Origin of the sequence: Hoylesella pleuritidis, assembly GCF_963541955.1 — a bacterium.
Classification (GTDB): Bacteria; Bacteroidota; Bacteroidia; order Bacteroidales; family Bacteroidaceae; genus Prevotella; species Prevotella pleuritidis.
Map to the genome: position 1 here is coordinate 1 of NZ_CAUTUT010000028.1, position 19851 is coordinate 19851.

A 19851-nucleotide genomic window follows, 5' to 3' on the forward strand; every position below is an offset into this window, starting at 1 on the left:
AAAACGGAAAAGTTTGTTCCGCCGGCAGAAAAACAACTTTCTTATCCCGAACTGGAGTAGACGATGGAGACAGATCGAGATATTAAGATTATCCTGATCCTATCTTTAATCACCCCTGTCTTATTACCAAATGCCCCGTTAAAAAAGATGAGTTTATTTTGTATTGCGCTCGATTTACACTATCTTTGCAACAAATTATTTGATGAAGATAATAATAAACAGATGAATTTGAAAATTCGTTTAGCCTTGATGAACTTCTTGGAATTTGCAGTCTGGGGAGCTTATTTAACCTCTATGGGAACCTATCTTGTACAGATAGGTATGGTCTCAGAGATAGGTTTGTTTTACGCAGTTCAAGGAGTTGTATCTATTTTTATGCCGGCTCTGATGGGAATTATTGCTGATCGCTGGATTCCCGCACAGCGTTTGTTGGGATTGTGTCACTTTGTGGCCGGACTGTTTATGTTCGCAACAGCTTATTATGGCATTCAAGCTACCTCTTATGACGGTATACCGATTGGTGAAACTTTTGAAGGTTCAATGATTTTTCCGATGTATTGTCTTAGTGTGGCATTTTACATGCCGACATTAGCATTGACTAATTCTGTTGCCTATACGGCTTTAACAGAGGCTGGAATGGATACTGTCAAGGATTTTCCGCCGATCAGAGTATTCGGAACAATCGGATTTATCTGCACGATGTGGTTAGTAGATTTAATGGGGTTTCAATCCAATCAAAATCAGTTTGTTACTTCGGGCATAATGAGTATCATTCTTTTTTTGTACACTTTCACACTCCCGACTTGTCCGGTAAATCGTGGCGATGGGAAAAAGAGCCTTGTAGATGCATTCGGATTACAAGCTTTTACGCTGTTCAAGCAAAAAAAGATGGCTATATTCTTTGTCTTTTCAATGTTGCTCGGCGTGAGTTTGCAGATAACAAACGGGTTTGCCAATCCTTTTATTACCAGTTTCAAAGATATTCCTGAATATGCCGGAACATTTGGAGTGAATCATGCGAATATTTTGATTTCGCTTTCGCAGATCAGCGAGACGTGTTGCATTTTGCTGATACCGTTCTTTATGAAACGTTACGGCATAAAAAACGTAATGCTGATCGCAATGTTTGCATGGGTACTCAGGTTCGGTCTGTTCGGTACAGGCAATCCGGGCAGTGGAGTCTGGATGTTTGTGCTCTCAATGCTGGTGTATGGTGTAGCGTTCGATTTCTTTAATATTTCCGGTTCTCTTTTTGTAGACAATGCAACAGACGAACGTTTGCGGTCAAGTGCACAGGGGCTGTTTATGCTGATGACAAACGGAATCGGAGCAACAGTCGGCACATTGGGAGCACAAGTAATCGTCAACACACACACTTTGAATGGTCGAACCGACTGGCAGTCTTGTTGGTTTATCTTTGCAGGATATGCTTTGGCGGTAGGCGTTTCCTTTGCTTTGATTTTCCGTCCACGTAGAGAGAAGATGGTTGCATAATGGGCAGGGTGAGGCTTTTATTCAAAAATGTTTCCGAAATAGTGGGTACGAAGAATATCGGATTACTGATTATGGTGGATGAATTTCAGCAGAATCAGTTGACGATACCTTGTGACAAGGGAATTCTTTATCAGTTTGAAATGAGAATCAATCGTGCCCCTGTGGTTAGCAAATTATTGCCAGAAGCTCTTTGGAGCATCATCAGTTTGCAGACAGATTTACACTTTGAGCTCGTTATAGACCATATTGTAGACGGGCAGTACCAGGCCATACTTTACAATCGCGAAACGTTACAACCTGTGGCAATACGTGCCAGCGATGCCGTATTATTGGCATATATCGCTAAAATACCTATTTATGCTTCATCAGACCTAATGCGGAAACAGAGCGTGCCTTATAATGGCGGTTCTCGCGATATTCCCTTACCCGTCAACACCATAGACGATGCGATGTTACAGCAAGCACTCGATAAGGCTATTAAGGATGAAAACTATGAATTGGCTTCCAATCTGCGTGATGAGATGTTAAGGCGTAAAAGGAAAGACGAACAACAACGTGCAGATGAAGACAATATCTCTGTCTAACATTTAGATGCAATAGATATGAAAGAGAGTCGATACTTTTATGTACCCGATGCAGTTAATCAGACAGAGCTGCCAATGGAGGAAGCTCTACACGCATTGCGTGTATTGCGGCTGCAAAGCGGTGACGAGATGTTTCTGATGGATGGTAAAGGAACATTCTATCTTGCTGAAGTAACCATTGCAGCGACTAAACGATGTATGTATAAGATCAAAGAGACTCTACCCCAAGAGAAATCGTGGCGAGGTTATATACATTTGGTTATCGCACCAACCAAGATGATGGACCGTATCGAATGGATGGCAGAGAAAGCGACGGAAATTGGTTTCGATGAGATTTCGTTTCTAAACTGTAAATTTTCCGAACGAAAGGCAATGCGTATCGTGCGTTTAGACAAGATCATCGTTTCGGCAGTCAAACAAAGCCGCAAGCCATGGAAGCCCATCCTTACACCGATGGTTTCCTTCAAAGACTTTATCAATCAACCGCGTACAGGACATAAGTTTATCACTCATTGTTATCCTGAGATTTATCGAAAGGACTTATTTGCCGAACTCCAACAACTTAATGACGACGAACCGGTTACGATTTTAATAGGACCTGAGGGGGATTTCTCATTGGATGAGGTGTTGCAAGCCGAAGAGAAAGGCTATCAGTCGGTCACTTTGGGAAAAAGTAGGCTACGCACAGAGACAGCAGGAATGATGGCTGTCTGTATGGCTCAACTGTCCCTTCATAAATAAAAAGATTTGATTATGAAAATAAGGCTTATCATACTATTTATTCCTCAATTACTGTTAGGCACATTATTGTGTTTGACATCGTGCTCCGGCTCTGATTATATCAATGCCATACCCGAGGGAAGTACGGCATTGATTGCCGTAGATCCGGTCAAAATAGGATTCCAAACAGACCTCTCTTTGTTGAAAAATTTGTTGACTATCAATGAGCCAGCCGATTGCGGAATAGGCTTGACAAACAAGTTCTTTCTTTTTGAGTCGCCTGACGGAAATTTAGGATTGTGTGCAAAGGTAAATGATGCGCATAAACTCGAAAGCACATTGACAAAACTTGCCAAGCAGAAAATTTGCCAATCCGTTAAGCAACGACGTGGCTTTCGGTTTACGGTATTGAAAGACTCATGGGTTGTCGGTTTTTCAGATAAGGCTTTACTCGTGATGGGTCCTGTAACTATTTCTGCCCAATCCGAATTACAAAATGCAATGGCTAAATACCTGAAACAGAATGAAGATGAAGGAATCAAGAGTACGCCTATATTTAATAAATTAGATTCCATTGGAAGCCCAATCGCGATGGTAATTCAAGCGCAGGCTTTACCGGAAAAGTTTGTCGCCCCATTCACCATCGGAGCCCCCAAAAATGCAGAAGCTTCACAAGTATTAATCGCTGCCGCCGCCAGTATAGATAATGGATGTTTGGATATCAAAGGCGAGACATTTTCGTTTAATCGAGAGGTGGATAAGGCTTTAAAAGATGCCTTTAAAAGCTATCGCCCAATCAAGGGACGCTATGCAAAGTCGATGCCGTCAAATGCATTGATGGGAATGTTCGTCAATGTCGACGGAAAGAAATTCATTAATCTTTTGCACAATAACAAAGGATTGCAAGCTTTGCTCACCGGTATAAATTCTGCCATCGATATAGATAATATCATTCGGAGTGTCGATGGAGATATGTCGATAGTCATACCTTCTTATACTAGCGATGATTTAAATCTTTCGATGGCTGCTGAGTTGTCAGAAACTCCGTGGCTTGCAGATATTCCTTATTGGATGCAGTCGTGCCCGAAAGGGAGCCGAATCGTTCCTTGGGGAAAGAATGCTTATTATTACACCAATGACAAGACAACTTTTTATTTCGGAGTGTCACCAGACAAACAGTTTCTAAGCGGTAATAGTAAAGAGCAAGCGCTGGCCTCTGTCCGCCCTACCGAGAATCCCATTTCGAGTTCTTTACAGCAGAAGATTGTTGGAAGTAAAATGGTAATGATCATTAATTGGACTTCTGTTGAGAATAAACAGGTGGCAGCTTTCGCCGGAATACTCAAACCTGTTTTCGGACAATTAAACTCGATTGTATATAGGACAAAATAAAGCATACGGGTTTCGAGTGTGCTATAAAAGTATTATAGATGGAAACGATTAAATTTCATTCTGTTCTTCCACAGGTTTTCGTTCAGAGGAACGATTTAGAATCAGAGATATGGAAGAACGAAATGACTCTCAAACGCGGTCATCTCTATCTGATAGAGGCCGACAGCGGTAAAGGGAAAAGTACCTTTTGCAGCTATATTGTCGGTTTTCGGAACGATTACAGCGGACAGATATATTTCGATAAGCGTGATGTTGCTGAGCTTAGCGTGTGCGATTGGATAAAGGTACGTAAATCACATATCAGCACGCTGTTTCAAGAACTGAGACTATTTCCCGAACTCACAGCCATAGAGAATGTCGAAATCAAGAATCGCCTTACAGGCTTTAAGTCACGCCAAGAGATTGTCGCATGGTTCGAGCAGTTGGGTATTGCTGATAAACTTGATGTAAAAGTAGGACACATGTCCTTCGGACAACAGCAACGTGTAGCAATGATGCGTGCCTTGGTTCAGCCTTTCGACTTTCTTTTAGCAGATGAACCCATCAGCCACTTAGACGATACCAATGCCGAAATCATGGGCGAAATAATGATGACCGAAGCCGGACGGCAAGGTGCCAGTGTAATTATAACCAGTATCGGTAAGCATATGAACCTGCCTTACGAAACAATTTATCGCCTATGAGCCTTGTTTGGAAATTATTGAGACAGCATATCAGTATGCCGCAGTTTGTCGGTTTCTTCTTTGCCAACCTCTTCGGCGTGCTCATCGTATTGTTCGGATTTCAGTTTTATCGTGATGTGCTACCCGTATTCACAGCCGAAGACAGTTTTATGAAATCCGATTATATCATCATCAGCAAGAAAATCGGTACGGCAGGAACTCTTTCGGGACGAGATAATACATTCAGTCGGTCTGAAATCGACGAGCTCGCTGCACGTAAGTTTGTGGACAAAGTCGGAAAATTTACGTCTACGGCATATCAAGTAAATGCATCTATGGGGATAAATGGTACACAGGTGCTCAACTCAGAATTGTTTTTCGAAAGTATTCCCGACAACTTTGTGGATGTGCCGTTGAAAGATTGGCATTATATTCCGAATGAATGCGTTGTGCCGATTATCTTGCCACGGAGCTATATTGCAATGTATAACTTCGGTTTTGCACAAAGCCATTCGCTCCCGAAAATCAGCGACGGACTTGTCGGAATGATCGATCTCAACATTTTCATTAGCGGTAACGGTCATCAAGACAAATTCAAGGGAAAGATCATCGGCTTTTCCGGCAGATTGAATTCCATCCTCGTGCCACAGGACTTTATGGACTGGAGCAATCAGCGCTATGCTACACATAGTGAATATGCAACTCATCGACTAATTATAGAAGTGGGTAATCCTGCCGATGAGAATATCGCGAAATATATGGACAGCAAAAACTATGATGTTGAAGACAGCAATCTGGATGCAGAGAAAACCACTTACTTTCTCAAAATGATGGTATCGATTGTGGTTGTTATCGGTCTGATCATCTCCGTCCTTAGTTTTTATATCCTGATGTTGAGCATTTATCTTTTAGTACAGAAAAATGCATCCAAACTTGAAAACTTATTGTTGGTTGGTTATTCGCCGGGGCGCATTGCTTTTCCTTACCAATTATTGACACTTATTCTTAACGCTTCTGTGCTTATCTTCGTATGGATTGTACTCTGTTTTATCCGAAATTATTATATGGGTGTCATCGAAACACTTTTCCCTGATATTGAAGATGGTTCGATGTGGCCTGCTTTCATTTTCGGTCTGAGTCTTTTCACAGTCGTAAGCCTGCTCAACCTCTTAGTCATCCGCCGTAAAATAATGCGAATCTGGTATCGTAAAGACTGAATATACCTGCAATAAATATTAAATACTCAATATTCTTTCGTCATTATCTGCTCCGTACGCTGGCTGAATATCCGAGAAAGTCATTAGTTATAATATCTATATTTTTTGCACCTGAAAAGCTGTCATTTAGGTCAATGACAGAGTATGGTGACAAGTCGTATACTTGTGGGGCACTACTATACGAGTAGTGAGGCAGAGGTCGTATACTTGTTAGGAAAATTACAAATATGAATTTTCGGTCATAAACATCGGCTATTTATAGATAAAGGTGATTTTATCAGACAGGCGTAATTCGAAGCATATCTATCTCTTAGGAAAGTAACAAGTGTATTAAGCAAGAAGAGAAGAAAATACACTTCGTCAAAGCAGTTCTGCTATCTCCTACAAAATCGCTTCTATTTTTTCATATGAGAAAGATAGATATTTGTTTGGTCATTTAAAAATAAAATCTTACCTTTGCACCGCATTTAAGAGAGAATGCTGTGAAAGGTAGGATTACCTGTAAAGGAAGTTTGGGTGAGTGGCTGAAACCAGCAGTTTGCTAAACTGCCGTGCGAGTTCTCGTACCGGGGGTTCGAATCCCCCAGCTTCCGCAGTATTTTATTACAAATGAACAACGGTGGATTCATCTAACGGTTAGGATACAAGATTCTCAATCTTGGCATAGGGGTTCGATTCCCCTATCCACTACTAAGATGCTTTGTAAATCAAAGATTTACAAAGCATCTTATTTTGGTAGAATATAGAAAAGATGAAAAAGACAGAAAACAATTTGATATTTGCAAAAGAATTTGCATAAAAGTTCATTCCTTATTCAAAGAATCCTTAGAATAATTTTCGGTTACGGCATTGATATTCCGCATCAACCCTGTATATTTGGCACGCTTAACAGCACTGCCTTTAAATAGTTTTCGATATTCCTCTTCGGTGAGCTGGCGCCACTTATCACGCGTCATTGCAAGGAGTTCAGGCTTGGGTTGTAGTTCGGGAACCGTTGTCGGCGGGGCATTGCGATTCCACGGACAAGCCGATTGACAACAGTCGCACCCATAAATGGTATTTCCCATCGCCGAAGAAACTGCCGAAGAAAGCGGTCCCCTATTCTCAATGGTTTGATAAGAAAGGCACTTCTCTGCATTGAAAAGTGCCGGTACACCGGCTGAAATATCGCTGTGAGACCCTAAAGCTCGGGTTGGACAAGCATCGATGCACTTGTAGCAGGTACCGCATCTGTTTGGAATCGGTGTGTCATAAACCAACTCAATATCTATGAAAAGCTCACCGAGAACGAACATACTGCCGGCTTTGGGGATAATCAGCTGATGATTTCGCCCCGTCCATCCCAACCCCGCACGTTCTGCCCAATATCGTTCCAAGATAGGGGCACTATCACAAAAGGCACGATAATGCGGCCTATCTTCTTGCGAAATATCGTTTATCGCCGGATGCTTAACAGACTCTTGCATTACGAGCGGCTGTAAACCGAAGTGTGCTGCAAGCTGATGCAGCTTCTCTTTTACAACGTCGTGATAGTCTGCTCCATAGGCATAGCTTGCCAATTGCAATTCACCGGGGGGAATATGCTGGGCCGGCGCATAGTTGAGTGCAACGCAAACGATAGATTTTACACCGTCCATCAATAAACGCGGATCAAGTCGTTTGTCTATATAATTGCCCATATAAGTCATCCCGGCATTACCCCCGACATCAAGCCAGCGCCTTACATGCGCAGCAACTTCATCTGCCACGGGTTCAGCTCGGGCTATTCCGCAAGCAAAAAAGCCGAGACGCAGAGCCTCGGCTTTGATTTCATTCGAAAGTTTTAAACGCATATCCTTGTTCTTTCAACCATCTCAGAGCCTCGGGCAAAGCATAGTGTAGCTTGTCGATACTCTTTAACGAGTCGTGGAAAGTAATAATCGAACCGTTTCGGGTATATCGTTTCACATTGTTAAGGACGTCTTCCGCCGTCATCCATTTGGAGTAATCGCGTGTCACGAGATCCCACATCACGATACGATATTTACGTCCCAACCACGCATATTGACTTAATCGCATCCATCCGTGAGGCGGACGAAAGAGGTTGGTGTGCAATAGCAAATTGGCTTTTTCTGCATTGGCGCTGTACGTTCGGATGGTATGGCGAGCTCCGCCAATGTGGTTATATGTGTGGTTTCCCACTCGATGGCCCGCTGCAACAATCTGTTCGAAGAGCTCGGGATGCTTGCGCACATTGTCTCCCACCATAAAGAAGGTAGCCCGGGCATCGTATTCAGCCAGCGTACGGAGCAGAAATGGCGTCGACTCCGGTATCGGCCCGTCGTCAAAAGTAAGGTAAACCGAATGGTCATTCCTATCCATTCGCCACGTCGCTCGGGGATAAAGCCAACGCAGCCAGATGCTCGGTTGCTCAATTATCATCCGCTTTCTACTTTCGTTCGGGGGGAATACCGCCCTTGTCGAGATACTGTTTGTAAAGCATTTCCACCTCTTTGGTCATTCTATCACCCATTTTCTTGTCTACCATTTGAGCAATGCCACAGAGCTGGTGCATCACGTAAAATTGTGTGAGACAGTCGTTCATTGACTCAGTGAAGCGTCCGCCCCAAAGTGACAGATACCACTGAGCGTATTGCCTACTATTAGTCCAAAGGGCATTGAGCACTTCCGTGGCTTTGGCTTTCTGTCCGAGAAAAGCATAAGCACGTGCAATGTCGGCCCCACCACTCATATAAGTCATTGGGATGTTATAAGTAGGAAGCACTCGTTCGGCCTTTTGCAACACGTGTAAAGCCTTAGCGTCCTGATGTTCGGCAATGAGTTGCAAAGCTAATTGCCCCATCAAACGGCGATGGGTATAGCACATTCGCATCACAGTCTCGTCAATATAAAGCCCCTTTTGTTCTAACCCGCCGTAGCGATAGCGAGTCATCACGTTTCGATAAGTCTTCTCTGTATCGAAGTTTTTAGCTCCCGGCTTGTTCGTTGTAAACGGACTGATGCGGTTGGCAAGTCCTTCTTGGATAAAGTTATCGCCCAGATTCATATAATTTTCTTCACCAACGGTAAGCGCAACATATATCGGGCGCGTCCAGTTGCACTGCGAAATCATTTCCAACATCATCAGATCGCCTTTACCAAGCGCGCTCTTTCCGGCAAGCGAAATCACCATTCGATCGGGAATAGAATCGCTGGCCATCATCATTCCGCTACGTTTCACGGCTGCTTTATCAATCGTGACATAAACTGTGTCGGTAGGAATAAAGTGCATCGAAGCATCTTTTGAGCGTACCCAATACTTCAAAATATTCTTCAATTCAAACGGATTATCTCCAAATTGAGCTTTGGCCTGGGCCGGATTTTGTTTGTAAAAGTCAAGCAATTGCTGTTTGGCTTGCGGCTGAATCTCTACATAATCGTTGACTCCTCCAACATATTCGAGTCGTGGCCAAGTAATGGGGACGGACGGCGAATCGTAAGCCGGGCGCCGCATTTGGTCGATATACCAATCCGTTTGCAGATAACTGAGGTTGCAGACACGTGCATCCGTGCGTTTGCCTTCTACGTCTTGGTTATACCAAAGCGGGAAAGTGTCATTGTCGCCGTTGGTGAAGATGATGGGATTACCCTTGTCTTGAAGCGTCATCAGATAATTCTGACCAAAGTCACGACACATATAACGACCGCTGCGATCGTGATCGTCCCACGTCTGCGATACCATCTGAATCGGCACCAACAAGCAGAGCAATGCCACAATAGCCGACACCACGGTGCCTTCTACTTTGAATCGCTTCTTGATCATATCGAGAATGGCTGCTACACCAATGCCACACCAAATTGCAAAAGCGTAGAACGAAGCAGCATAAGCATAATCTCGCTCACGAGGTTGCTGCGGCGTCTGGTTCAAATAGATAACAATGGCCAATCCGGTCATAAAGAAGAGGAAGAAGACCACCCAGAACTGACGAATACCTCGGCGTCCGCGGAAAGCTTGCCAGAACAAACCGATGATACCAAGTAGCAATGGCAAGCAATAGAATACATTATGTCCTTTATTGTTTTTGAGTTCGTCAGGCAGCTTACTTTGATCTCCCAAACGAAGATTGTCAATGAAAGGGATACCCGACAGCCAGTTGCCATGCTCTAATTCGCCATTGCTCTGAATGTCGTTCTGTCTTCCTGCGAAGTTCCACATAAAGTAACGCCAATACATAAAGTTGCATTGGTAAGAGATAAAAAACAGCAGATTGTCTGTTTGCGATGGTACTTTAACCGTCATTTGCTCGCCGCAACGGTCGTAAGGGACCTCTGTTCCGTCTACGCCTCCCATAATATCTTCGTAAGCCCCGCGATGAGCAGCATCATACATACGCGGGAACAGCATATTCTGAGCATATACGTATTTGTCTTTATGTCCCACGACGATATATCGATCAGGCTCATTAGCAGAGGCCTTTTCTTTGCGCTGATAGATGGGAGCACCTTCTTTCCGACGCGGTTTACAGATATTGCCCTCTACATCCAATTGTACTTGCGAGGTGTAAGCAGGCCCATAAAACAGCGGCCGATCGCCATATTGATCACGACTGAGATAATTTCCGAGCGTGAAAATATCTTCCGGCGAGTTCTGATCCATTGGAGTATTGGCTGAAGAACGAATCACAATCAGCGCATAAGTGGAATAACCGATCATCAACATCAGCATACAAAGCAATGCCGTATTCTTGATACGCGACGAAACAACAGCTACCCGCTTCTTGTCAACCACTCGTTTGTAGTTCAATACGAACCACAACAGAGCTAAAACAATTACTCCGATTACTACCGCCGACCAGCCATAACCGTAAAAAGGGATGCCGAGCATAGCCACAGAAGCGATAAAAGCAATATTTTCTCGCCGCTCACTGCGCAACGTGTAAGTTTCGTAAATCGCCCAAATTACCACACTCGCAAGCAGGATAATATACACAATCTCGCCCGTATTGAATGGACAACCGAGATAATTAACGAACAACAACTCGAACCATCCACCCACAGTGATAATGCCGGGCACAACACCGTAAAGCACAGCAGCTACGAGCAAGAACGAGATAAGCAAAGCCACGAGCGATCCCTTCAGCTCAATCTCGGGGTATTTACGATAAACAAACACCAAGACGATGGCCGGAATGCACAGCAAATTCAATAGATGCACACCGATAGAAAGCCCTGTCATATAGGTAATCAACACCAGCCAGCGGTCGCTGTGAGGCTCGTCGGCGTGGTCTTCCCATTTCAGGATGAGCCAAAACACAATGGCTGTGAAAGCCGAAGAATAAGCATATACCTCGCCTTCGACGGCCGAAAACCAAAACGTATCACTGAAAGCATAAATCAATGCACCTACCATTCCCGAGGCTTCAATGGCAATCAGCTTGCCCATTGTTAGTGCATCCCAGTTTTTTAAGATCAGTTTGCGCGTAAGATGCGTTATCGACCAGAACAGAAACAGAATAGTTGTGGCACTGAGCAGCGCACTCATCATATTCACCATACGAGCTACCTGCGATGCGTCACTGGCAAACTGCGAGAATAAGTTAGCTGTGAGCATAAAGAAAGGTGCGCCCGGTGGGTGGCCAATCTCTAACTTGTAACCCGTTGTTATAAATTCGGGACAGTCCCAAAAACTGGCTGTCGGCTCGATGGTGGAGCAATAGGTGAAAGCCGCAATCAAGAATGCGACCCATCCCAGCACATTGTCCACAAGTCTGTACTGCTTCATTATTCTTTTTAATGTGATGTTATTTCGAAATATAGGTGCAAAGGTAACATATTTAATTGATAATTACCAACAGCGTAATAAAAATTGTGTGAAAACACATTCTACTTTTGGGGATCTTGTTATAAACGAAAAACAGGACAGAGATTGGGTTCTCTGTCCTGAATAAACGCTCTAAAAGGATCTGAAGATCAATAATTGGTAGCGCGTAATTCAAAGAAAGCCTGCGGATGATTGCATACCGGGCACAGCTTCGGAGCTTTCTTACCAATGACAATATGGCCGCAATTGCGACACTGCCAAATACAATCGCCATCACGAGAAAATACAACCTCGTCCTCAATATTCTTCAACAGCTTACGATAACGTTCCTCGTGTGTCTTCTCAATTGCTAATACTCCACGGAACTTTCGTGCAATTTCGTCAAATCCTTCTTCGTCGGCTTCTTTGGCCATACGTTCATACATATCAGTCCATTCATACTGTTCACCGGCTGCGGCTTCCTTTAAATTCTCCGAAGTAGGCTTAATATCGCCACCTTCGAGATACTTGAACCACAACTTGGCGTGCTCTTTTTCATTCTCGGCAGTCTCCAAAAAGATAGCAGCAATCTGCTCGTAACCGTCTTTCTTGGCCTTTGAAGCAAAGAATGTGTATTTGTTACGTGCCTGACTCTCACCCGCAAATGCTTCTTGAAGATTCTTCTCTGTCTTTGTTCCTTTTAATTCTTTCATAATGTTTCTGTGTTAATGTTTCCTGTTTTTGTCTAAATGCGGGACAAAGATACAGCTTTTTTATGGAGTCGGCAAATATTACATTGGATATATAACAGTTTTAATAATCCTTATATTTCTAAATTGTCATTTCACCGGCAATAGAGTCTTCCATACACGATCGGATGATGTGGCTGTCGGTATAACGGCCTTGGAGATACATCAGTTTGGTTACTGCTGCCTCAACCGTACAGTCACGACCGCTCACAATGCCCATATCTTTCAGTTGATAACTGGTATCATAGCGTCCCATTTCAACATTTCCCACTACGCATTGACTGATATTGACAATAATCACACCGCGCTCGCTAGCCTCTCTTAATAGCTTGATAATCCACGGAAATTGCGGGGCATTACCACTACCGTAACTCCGCATCACGATACTTCGCAGCTGCGGCACTTCAAGAACGTGACGTACGATATTGTCTTGCATACCGGGGAAAAGCGAGAAAACCATCACATTGGGATCCATTGCCGTGTGAGGAACCATTGATTTACCGAAATCTGGAATATGGATATTATGATAATGGAAATTGAAATTGATACCAGCATCGCACAAATGGGGATAATTGAATGAGTCGAAAGCATTGAATCCGTCAGAATTTTGTTTGGTAGAGCGATTCCCTCGCAACAGTTTTCCACTGAAATAGATACATACTTCGGGCACCACAGCTGTCCCGTCAGGATGGCGGAGAGATGCAAACTCTATGCTGGTAACAAGATTTTCTTTCCCGTCCGTGCGGAGTTGTCCGATAGGCAATTGACTTCCAGTGAGGATTACAGGCTTGGTCAGATTTTCGAGCATAAACGATAGGGCCGAGGCTGTATATGCCATTGTGTCCGTTCCGTGCAAAATGACAAAGCCATCGTATCTCTCAAACCGTTCGGATATAATATTGACGAGTTGTGCCCACAGGCGCGGCGACATATCACTGGAATCGATTGGCGGAGTGAATTGATAAACATCTACGTTTGTCCCCACCTGTTCGAGTTCGGGAATACAGGACAGTAAATGGTTGAAATCTAACGGTTCAAGGGCTCCTGTGACAGGATTCTGCCCCATACCAATTGTTCCGCCGGTATATATCAACAATACTTGGGCCGTATGTTTCATTCGTGTTATGGTCTTCATTTCGTTATTCATATGCATTATCGTTTATCAGGCTTTCGGTGTGCAAATATAATCTAATTCTCGATTATGACCAAAAAAAATAGTATTTTTGTATGTATTGAACGTGCAAAATTCGAAATTTAGTGCTTGTCTACTGACACTTTGCTATTTTCAAAACATCTTTAAAGATGATATCCGGCATTTATTCTTTTGACAAGATTAAAGTATAGCCCTATCCTATATATAAATTCTAAATCACAGGCTATCAATGAATTATCTTATTAGCCTTATTTTGTGCCATTAAATGCCGTTAATCGCACTGCAATTAATCGTTAATCAGAAGATAATTAATGGTTAATCGCAAGATGATTAATGGTTAATCGCAAGGCGAAAAACGGTTAATGACGAGACTTTAATATTCTATCTGTCCGGGCTCCTTGGTTTGTTTGTTGTTTTTCTTCACTTTTAACGTGTCGAATCCGGCACCGTATACGCCGATGACTGCACTTTGGGAGACAAATGCTTTGGGATCGATCTCATTGATTAATTGGAAGATTACGGATGATTCTCGCTTCTTGGCGAGCACGAAAAGCATCTTGACGTTATGTCCGGAATAGAATCCTTGCGCATTGATTACTGTGCAACCTCGGTGCGGATTGAGGTTGATTCGATTGCCGATTTCCTCATATTTGTCTGAAATGATAAAGAATTGCACTGAGCGCCGCATTGAATTGACTACTTGATCCACGCAAAATGCAGTGATATAGAGTACTACATATCCGTAAATCACTTTCTCCCAACTGTGTAGGACAAAGTAACTGGACGAGATGATAATGATGTCGCAGAGTAGAATTACACGACCTAAGGAGATATCCCGATATTTGTTGATAACCGCCGCAACAATATCCGTACCGCCGGAACTGCCGTTCGACGACAGACCGAGACCCACTCCGCATCCGCAGAAGACAGCTCCGAGGACGCTAGCCATAAAAGGTTGGTCGTGAAGTAGATGCAAGTCCTTGGTGTATTGTGTGGTAATCGAAGTCGCAATAGTTAAAACAACAACGCCGTAAATGGTTTTGATACAGAAGCGCCATCCCAAAACTTTCAGTGCAATGATTAAAAGAATGGCGTTGATAATGAAATAAGTGATGTTGACAGGGATGTTTAGGCCCCAATAAATGATAGAAGAGATACCCGGAACACCACCTGTCGTAATGTCGTTCGGCAATAAAAAGAGTGTCCACCCAATACAATACGACAGCATTGCAATAGCTATCGAAATGTAATCCCGTATCTCTTTGAACAGAGTGTTTTTACTGATACCAACTTTTTTCATATGTTTAAATTGTGACTTCAAAGGTATATCAACTTGTGAAAATAGCAAAATAAAATATCGAAAAAATTCTCCGTAAGTAGAAAAACTTGATTTTTGTTCCTCTGGTTGGTAGAAAAGCTCGAACAATTTGCGTAAATTTGTAGTCACAATCTTATTAGGATTGGATGTGGAACAGAATAATTTGGAAATCCAAAAACTTGAAAATAAAAGATGGAATTAGTGCCGATAGCTCATTTTCACTCGCTGTTTGCTTCCAAGTTCGGTATTCCCAAACAGAGCGGATTGGTGAAAGAATTGGATGGGAAGATCATTTTTGAACCACGATTTCGTAATGCTGATGCATTAAGAGGAATTGAAGGGTTCGATTTTCTATGGTTGATTTGGGAGTTTTCGGCCAACAGAGGTAAGGCAGTAAGTCCTGTTGTGCGACCTCCTTTATTGGGAGGCAATACGCGAATGGGCGTTTTTGCCACACGTTCACCATTCCGACCAAATGCTTTGGGACTATCGTCCGTACGCCTTTCACGTGTAGAATTGGATACGGAGCAAGGACCAGTGTTGCACGTTTTGGGTGGGGATTTGATGGACGGAACACCGATTTATGATATCAAACCTTACATTGTGTACGCCGACAGTCACCCCGAGGCACGAAGTGGATTCGTTGACCACGCAGCAATTCATCGTTTGCAAGTAGTAATTCCACCGACATTTGCTGCTCGGCTTGCACCTGATCTACTCATTGTGTTGCGTAAGACGTTGGAATTAGACCCGCGGCCACATTACCAAAATGATCCATTGAAAGTCTATGGAATGCCTTTTGCCGGAATGGATATTCATTTCCGCGTGTGCAACGACATTCTGACGGTCATTGAAGAATGACTCTTTGGCAAAGGATATATAAATAAGAATTAGGGAAATTAAGGGAAATAAAAAGCCCAACCTTTATAAAAAGGCCGGGCCAATGAAAGGAGGAGTGGTACCACCAGGAATCGAACCGGGGACACAAGGATTTTCAGTCCTTTGCTCTACCAACTGAGCTATGGCACCATTTGTTTTTGCGAGTGCAAAGATAAATGATTTTATCAAGCCTCGCAAATGAAGAATCAAGAAATATCCTCTTGTTAGATATTATTAACAAATAGTGTATTCAATCGCCGTGAATAACATTACACAAAGTTGGTTAACAATCTTTGGGAGACGAAAAGATAGGCCTTTGACGATTTATTGTTATTTTTGCCCCTGTATTTATTGTATAAAAGTTTTTTGAGTATGAAAAGATTGGTTTTGATAACACTATGGGTTGCCCTGTGCTCCGTAACTGTTTCGGCACAGCGGGTAGACGTTTATCTTTCACGCTACAAACGTTTTTTAAATGGTGTCGAGTCTTTGAAGTCGGTCACTCCGCACGATTACCAACGCATAGACTCTGTTTATGAGATTCTGACAGATGAGTATCATACAACTTATAAAGCGAAAATGACTAATGAGCAATTGTCTACTTACACGGCTTATCGCATTCGTTATAAAAAGAAAATGGCTTTTCTTGAAAGTAAGAAACTAACGGAAGCCGTTGATACGACAGGAAATGTGATTACGAAAGCCGTGAGAAAGAGTGGTGCTAAGGTCTCCGGATTCCTCAAAGGGCTGTTCGGCAAGGATAAATAAGGTCTTATTTTGATAATTAGTTGTAGTAAGTGGGGATTCTGGGAGGAATTTCCACTTTGCTTTTTTATGCTTTCATATAGATTGCTCAACAAATTCTCATCAGGATTTTCAGAGAGGTTCATTTATTGTGAAGATACAAACGATTCTTTTAGTAATAAATCGTACCTTTGCAGAAGATACAACAAATTCTTTTTCTGATATGTATTCATCCTTTATCTTAGGGGTAATGATTTTCGTGGTGAGTTTGTATTATCAATAAACGTATGTAGAAAAAACTATGCAGGGCAAGGAGAAAATATTTGAGCAGCTGTTTCACAGTCATTATGAGGCGATGTACCGTTTGGCTTTTACTTATCTTCACGATAAGGAAGAGAGCCGTGATATTGTTAGTGAAGTCTTCGCCCGACTTTGGGATAGTGGTCTTCCTGTGCGAGCTGATATGCAGCGGCCCTTTCTCCTTGCTTGTATCCGTAACCGATGTCTCAATGTCATTGCGCGCAAAAGCAGGGATGAGAGACTTCGTCGCCTGTATCCACTGGAACAATCTTATACTCAGATACCTGAGGAAGAGAATGAACAATGTTTGAAAGAGATACTGGATGCTATTGAAAATGATCTGACACCGCAAGCAGGACGTATCTTGTATCTGCGTTATGGAGAAGGTAAAAGCTATCGGGAAACTGCTGAAATTTTAGGTATCAGTATCTCGGCCGTCAATAAGCACGTCGTAAAAGCTTTGAAAAAGTTACGGACTAAGTTTTTAAAGAATAATGAACTATAAACTAACTTTCACCCATTATGGAAGATAATAAAAAGATGGAACAGCTCTTACAGATAATAGAGCATCCGCAGGATTTTTCAGAGCAGCAGAAAGACGACATTCTTTCTGATGAGGAATGTCGCAGACTCTATGACCGTTTAGTGGAAGTTCGCAAGGCAATGGCTTCTAAACAGGTATCGGATTGCATTCCTAATGTCGTAGAGGAATGGAACCGGTTCCGTCGTGAACGTATCTTTCAAGGATACCGTGTGTGGCGTGTTGCCGTTGCTGTCGGTATTACCTTGCTTGTTGTTTCTGGTGTTGCTTTCGCCGTATTTCATCCACAGTTGTTTCGTGGGAGTCTTGATGGAACAAGTGAACAGCAAGCAGTTGCATCTGTGTCACACCAAACGATGTCTTTTAACACGATGGTTCCGGAAGAGAGAGATTCTGTTCTTGCTTCCCGTCCTTATATTTATGATGACGTTCCGCTACAAAAGATACTTGACGATGTGGCAGAAGTGTATCATATCAGTGTGAAATATGCCCGCCCTGCTGTCCGTAATATTCGTCTGTATATGCAATGGAACAGCGGGCAAGAACTTGAAGAGGTCATAGCTCTGATGAACCATTTTGAGAATGTGCAGCTTTTGCTCAATGAAGACACCATTATCGTTAAATGATGTCTTTATCTGCCTTTTTACCAATGCATAGATGACATTCCTTATGATGTCATTCTTTGTTTTATGCCAATAAACGAGCTACACCTCAACTCTTTAATATATATTGAATTGACTGTCGTAAAATGAAAAGGATAGCCCTTCTTTTGTTTATCATATTTATTTCCGTAACTGCACAACCACAACGAGTAAATCACGTCTTTAAAGGCGAGTCGCTTGCTGAAGTTTTGAAAATACTTGACCGTGAATCCAGTGATTATCGTATTAATTTTATCTTTGATGAATTGGAAGACTTTGTCGTTACTACCTCATTTAAGAATAAGACAATCCCTAATGCTATTCGTGATGTAGTTGGCTTTTATCCTATTCGTATTGTAACTGATGAGAATAACCGTAATATATTTATAGAATGTATACAGAAAGGAGGAGGTAGACTTATCGGAAAATTGATAGATCAGCATTCAAATCCCGTTATTTATGCCAATATCGCTTTGCTTAATGTGCAGGACTCTTCACTTATTACGGGAGGTGTAAGTAGTGAAAGCGGCGATTTTGTTATTCCAACTAATCGGAAGCGGGTACTTATGAGAGTGAGCTGTGTAGGATACAAGACACTTTATGATATCGTAGACGTAAAAGCTATTGGTACTGTTAGGATGCGAACAAAAACGATGTTGGTAAAGACTGTAATGGTGAAGACAAATCGACCTGCATATCGGATAGGAAAAGAGGGCCTTATCGTCAATGTCCAAGGAACAAACCTGAGTTATGTCGGTACGGCGAAAGATGTGTTGGGAATGCTTCCTAATATCACGACTGAGAACGGAGATATCTCTATTTTCGGGCAAGAAGGAAGTCCGCTTATCTATATTAATGGAAAGAAAGTATTGCACAGTAATGAACTTACATTATTAAAGTCTGATGAAATCAACAGTGTTGAAGTGATAACAGCTCCCGGAATACATTATGATGCCACAGTAACGGCAGTTATCAAAATTAAAACAGTAAAAAAGAAAGGTGACGGATTGGGTGGAGTCTTTGAAACCAATGTTAAAATGGCGCATCGTGGAAGTGCCAACAACAGTGCAAGTCTGAACTATCGGATGGGTGGATTAGACGTTTCGAGTAGTATCTCTTATGACAATAGTCGCTTGCATCAAGGGCAGACAACGCTTTGGGAAATCCGAAATCTTGTGAAAAAGAATTCTGCTCTTGTATATGATGTACATAAAATGGATCTTAACGGACAGGTACAATTGAACTATGTCTTTGGCGATAATCGATCGGCCGGTTTTACTTATTATATCAAACGCCAACATTCCATAGGTGAAGGAAATAATCATATTCAAAGTATATTATTTAATGGAACAAAGGAAGATTACCCTCATCGTATGCGCTTTGAACGAACGGATCGGCCTACTCATTGCCTCAGTACGTATTATAACGGAAAGATTGGTAAACTTAATCTAAACTTTGATATAGACTATATGTATACTGGGAATAGGTTTGGCAATCTGTCTTATGTTGAAAAGTCACATAAGAATTATTCCGTAAATTCACAAAATAACAATTGTAGTCGTTTCTTTGCTCTTAAAAATGTGCTTGTATATCCTTTATGGAAAGGTAAATTGAATGCAGGGTTCGTATTTACAACCGATTATTACTCAATATTTTATAGATAATAAGTCAGAAATAT

At 42.3% G+C, this 19851-nt stretch carries 17 protein-coding genes and 3 tRNA genes; 13 read left to right on the forward strand and 7 right to left on the reverse strand.

The annotated features are described in order from the left end of the window. Positions 1-222: 222 nt before the first annotated feature. The 8 genes from RWY97_RS09745 (at position 223) to RWY97_RS09780 (ending at position 6759) form a co-directional block, all read left to right on the forward strand. Positions 223-1494 carry an MFS transporter gene (locus RWY97_RS09745; protein WP_315566921.1) on the forward strand — a complete coding sequence of 424 codons (1272 nt, stop codon included), beginning with the start codon at positions 223-225 and terminating at the stop codon, positions 1492-1494. A gap of 41 nt (positions 1495-1535) precedes the next feature. After that, complete coding sequence (locus tag RWY97_RS09750; RefSeq protein ID WP_315566922.1) at positions 1536-2078, forward strand: bifunctional nuclease domain-containing protein; 543 nt, start codon at positions 1536-1538, stop codon at positions 2076-2078. 18 nt (positions 2079-2096) lie between these two features. Next, positions 2097-2819, forward strand: a complete 723-nt coding sequence (locus tag RWY97_RS09755; protein ID WP_315566924.1) for a 16S rRNA (uracil(1498)-N(3))-methyltransferase — start codon at positions 2097-2099, stop codon at positions 2817-2819. Between the two features lie 12 nt (positions 2820-2831). Beyond that, positions 2832-4190, forward strand: a complete 1359-nt coding sequence (locus RWY97_RS09760; protein ID WP_315566926.1) for a DUF4836 family protein — start codon at positions 2832-2834, stop codon at positions 4188-4190. Positions 4191-4228: 38 nt separating this feature from the next. Beyond that, a complete protein-coding gene (locus RWY97_RS09765; RefSeq protein ID WP_315566927.1) occupies positions 4229-4873 on the forward strand; it encodes an ATP-binding cassette domain-containing protein in 645 nt (214 codons plus the stop codon). Further along, entirely contained in the window at positions 4870-6069 is a 1200-nt protein-coding gene (locus tag RWY97_RS09770) for a transporter (RefSeq protein WP_315566928.1), read from the forward strand. The genes RWY97_RS09765 and RWY97_RS09770 overlap by 4 nt, the downstream gene beginning before the upstream one ends. 506 nt (positions 6070-6575) lie before the next feature. Continuing rightward, positions 6576-6662, forward strand: a tRNA-Ser gene (locus RWY97_RS09775). 25 nt (positions 6663-6687) lie between these two features. Continuing rightward, positions 6688-6759: transfer RNA gene (locus tag RWY97_RS09780), tRNA-Glu, on the forward strand. Positions 6760-6872: 113 nt separating this feature from the next. Here RWY97_RS09780 and queG read toward each other — a convergent pair. The 6 genes from queG to RWY97_RS09810 form a co-directional block, all read right to left on the reverse strand. Continuing rightward, entirely contained in the window at positions 6873-7901 is a 1029-nt protein-coding gene (queG, locus tag RWY97_RS09785) for a tRNA epoxyqueuosine(34) reductase QueG (RefSeq protein ID WP_273177419.1), read from the reverse strand. Continuing rightward, positions 7879-8490: a polysaccharide deacetylase family protein gene (locus RWY97_RS09790; protein ID WP_021583047.1), complete on the reverse strand. Its 612-nt coding sequence runs from the start codon at positions 8488-8490 to the stop codon at positions 7879-7881. Before RWY97_RS09790 ends, queG begins: the two co-directional genes overlap by 23 nt. Positions 8491-8497: 7 nt before the next feature. Continuing rightward, positions 8498-11830, reverse strand: a complete 3333-nt coding sequence (locus RWY97_RS09795; RefSeq protein WP_315566929.1) for a protein O-mannosyl-transferase family — start codon at positions 11828-11830, stop codon at positions 8498-8500. Positions 11831-12018: 188 nt separating this feature from the next. After that, a complete protein-coding gene (rbr, locus tag RWY97_RS09800; RefSeq protein ID WP_273177411.1) occupies positions 12019-12561 on the reverse strand; it encodes a rubrerythrin in 543 nt (180 codons plus the stop codon). Positions 12562-12679: 118 nt separating this feature from the next. Further along, complete coding sequence (locus tag RWY97_RS09805) at positions 12680-13714, reverse strand: asparaginase (RefSeq protein ID WP_273177448.1); 1035 nt, start codon at positions 13712-13714, stop codon at positions 12680-12682. 409 nt (positions 13715-14123) lie between these two features. After that, a complete protein-coding gene (locus tag RWY97_RS09810) occupies positions 14124-15050 on the reverse strand; it encodes a YitT family protein (RefSeq protein ID WP_315566931.1) in 927 nt (308 codons plus the stop codon). A gap of 210 nt (positions 15051-15260) precedes the next feature. On the opposite strand from RWY97_RS09810, the gene tsaA reads away from it, so the two are divergent. Beyond that, complete coding sequence (tsaA, locus tag RWY97_RS09815) at positions 15261-15929, forward strand: tRNA (N6-threonylcarbamoyladenosine(37)-N6)-methyltransferase TrmO (protein ID WP_024991569.1); 669 nt, start codon at positions 15261-15263, stop codon at positions 15927-15929. Between the two features lie 95 nt (positions 15930-16024). On the opposite strand, the gene RWY97_RS09820 is transcribed toward tsaA, so the two are convergent. After that, a tRNA-Phe gene (locus RWY97_RS09820) sits at positions 16025-16097 on the reverse strand. Between the two features lie 222 nt (positions 16098-16319). Between RWY97_RS09820 and RWY97_RS09825 the strand changes: the two genes are divergently transcribed. The 4 genes from RWY97_RS09825 to RWY97_RS09840 all read left to right on the forward strand — a co-directional run bounded on the left by RWY97_RS09825 (position 16320) and on the right by RWY97_RS09840 (position 19837). Beyond that, entirely contained in the window at positions 16320-16715 is a 396-nt protein-coding gene (locus RWY97_RS09825) for a hypothetical protein (protein WP_024991570.1), read from the forward strand. Positions 16716-16992: 277 nt separating this feature from the next. Then, positions 16993-17496 carry a sigma-70 family RNA polymerase sigma factor gene (locus RWY97_RS09830; RefSeq protein WP_021583033.1) on the forward strand — a complete coding sequence of 168 codons (504 nt, stop codon included), beginning with the start codon at positions 16993-16995 and terminating at the stop codon, positions 17494-17496. A gap of 35 nt (positions 17497-17531) precedes the next feature. After that, positions 17532-18158 carry a DUF4974 domain-containing protein gene (locus tag RWY97_RS09835; protein ID WP_314077570.1) on the forward strand — a complete coding sequence of 209 codons (627 nt, stop codon included), beginning with the start codon at positions 17532-17534 and terminating at the stop codon, positions 18156-18158. Between the two features lie 122 nt (positions 18159-18280). Next, complete coding sequence (locus RWY97_RS09840) at positions 18281-19837, forward strand: hypothetical protein (protein ID WP_315566933.1); 1557 nt, start codon at positions 18281-18283, stop codon at positions 19835-19837. Positions 19838-19851 lie beyond the last annotated feature (14 nt).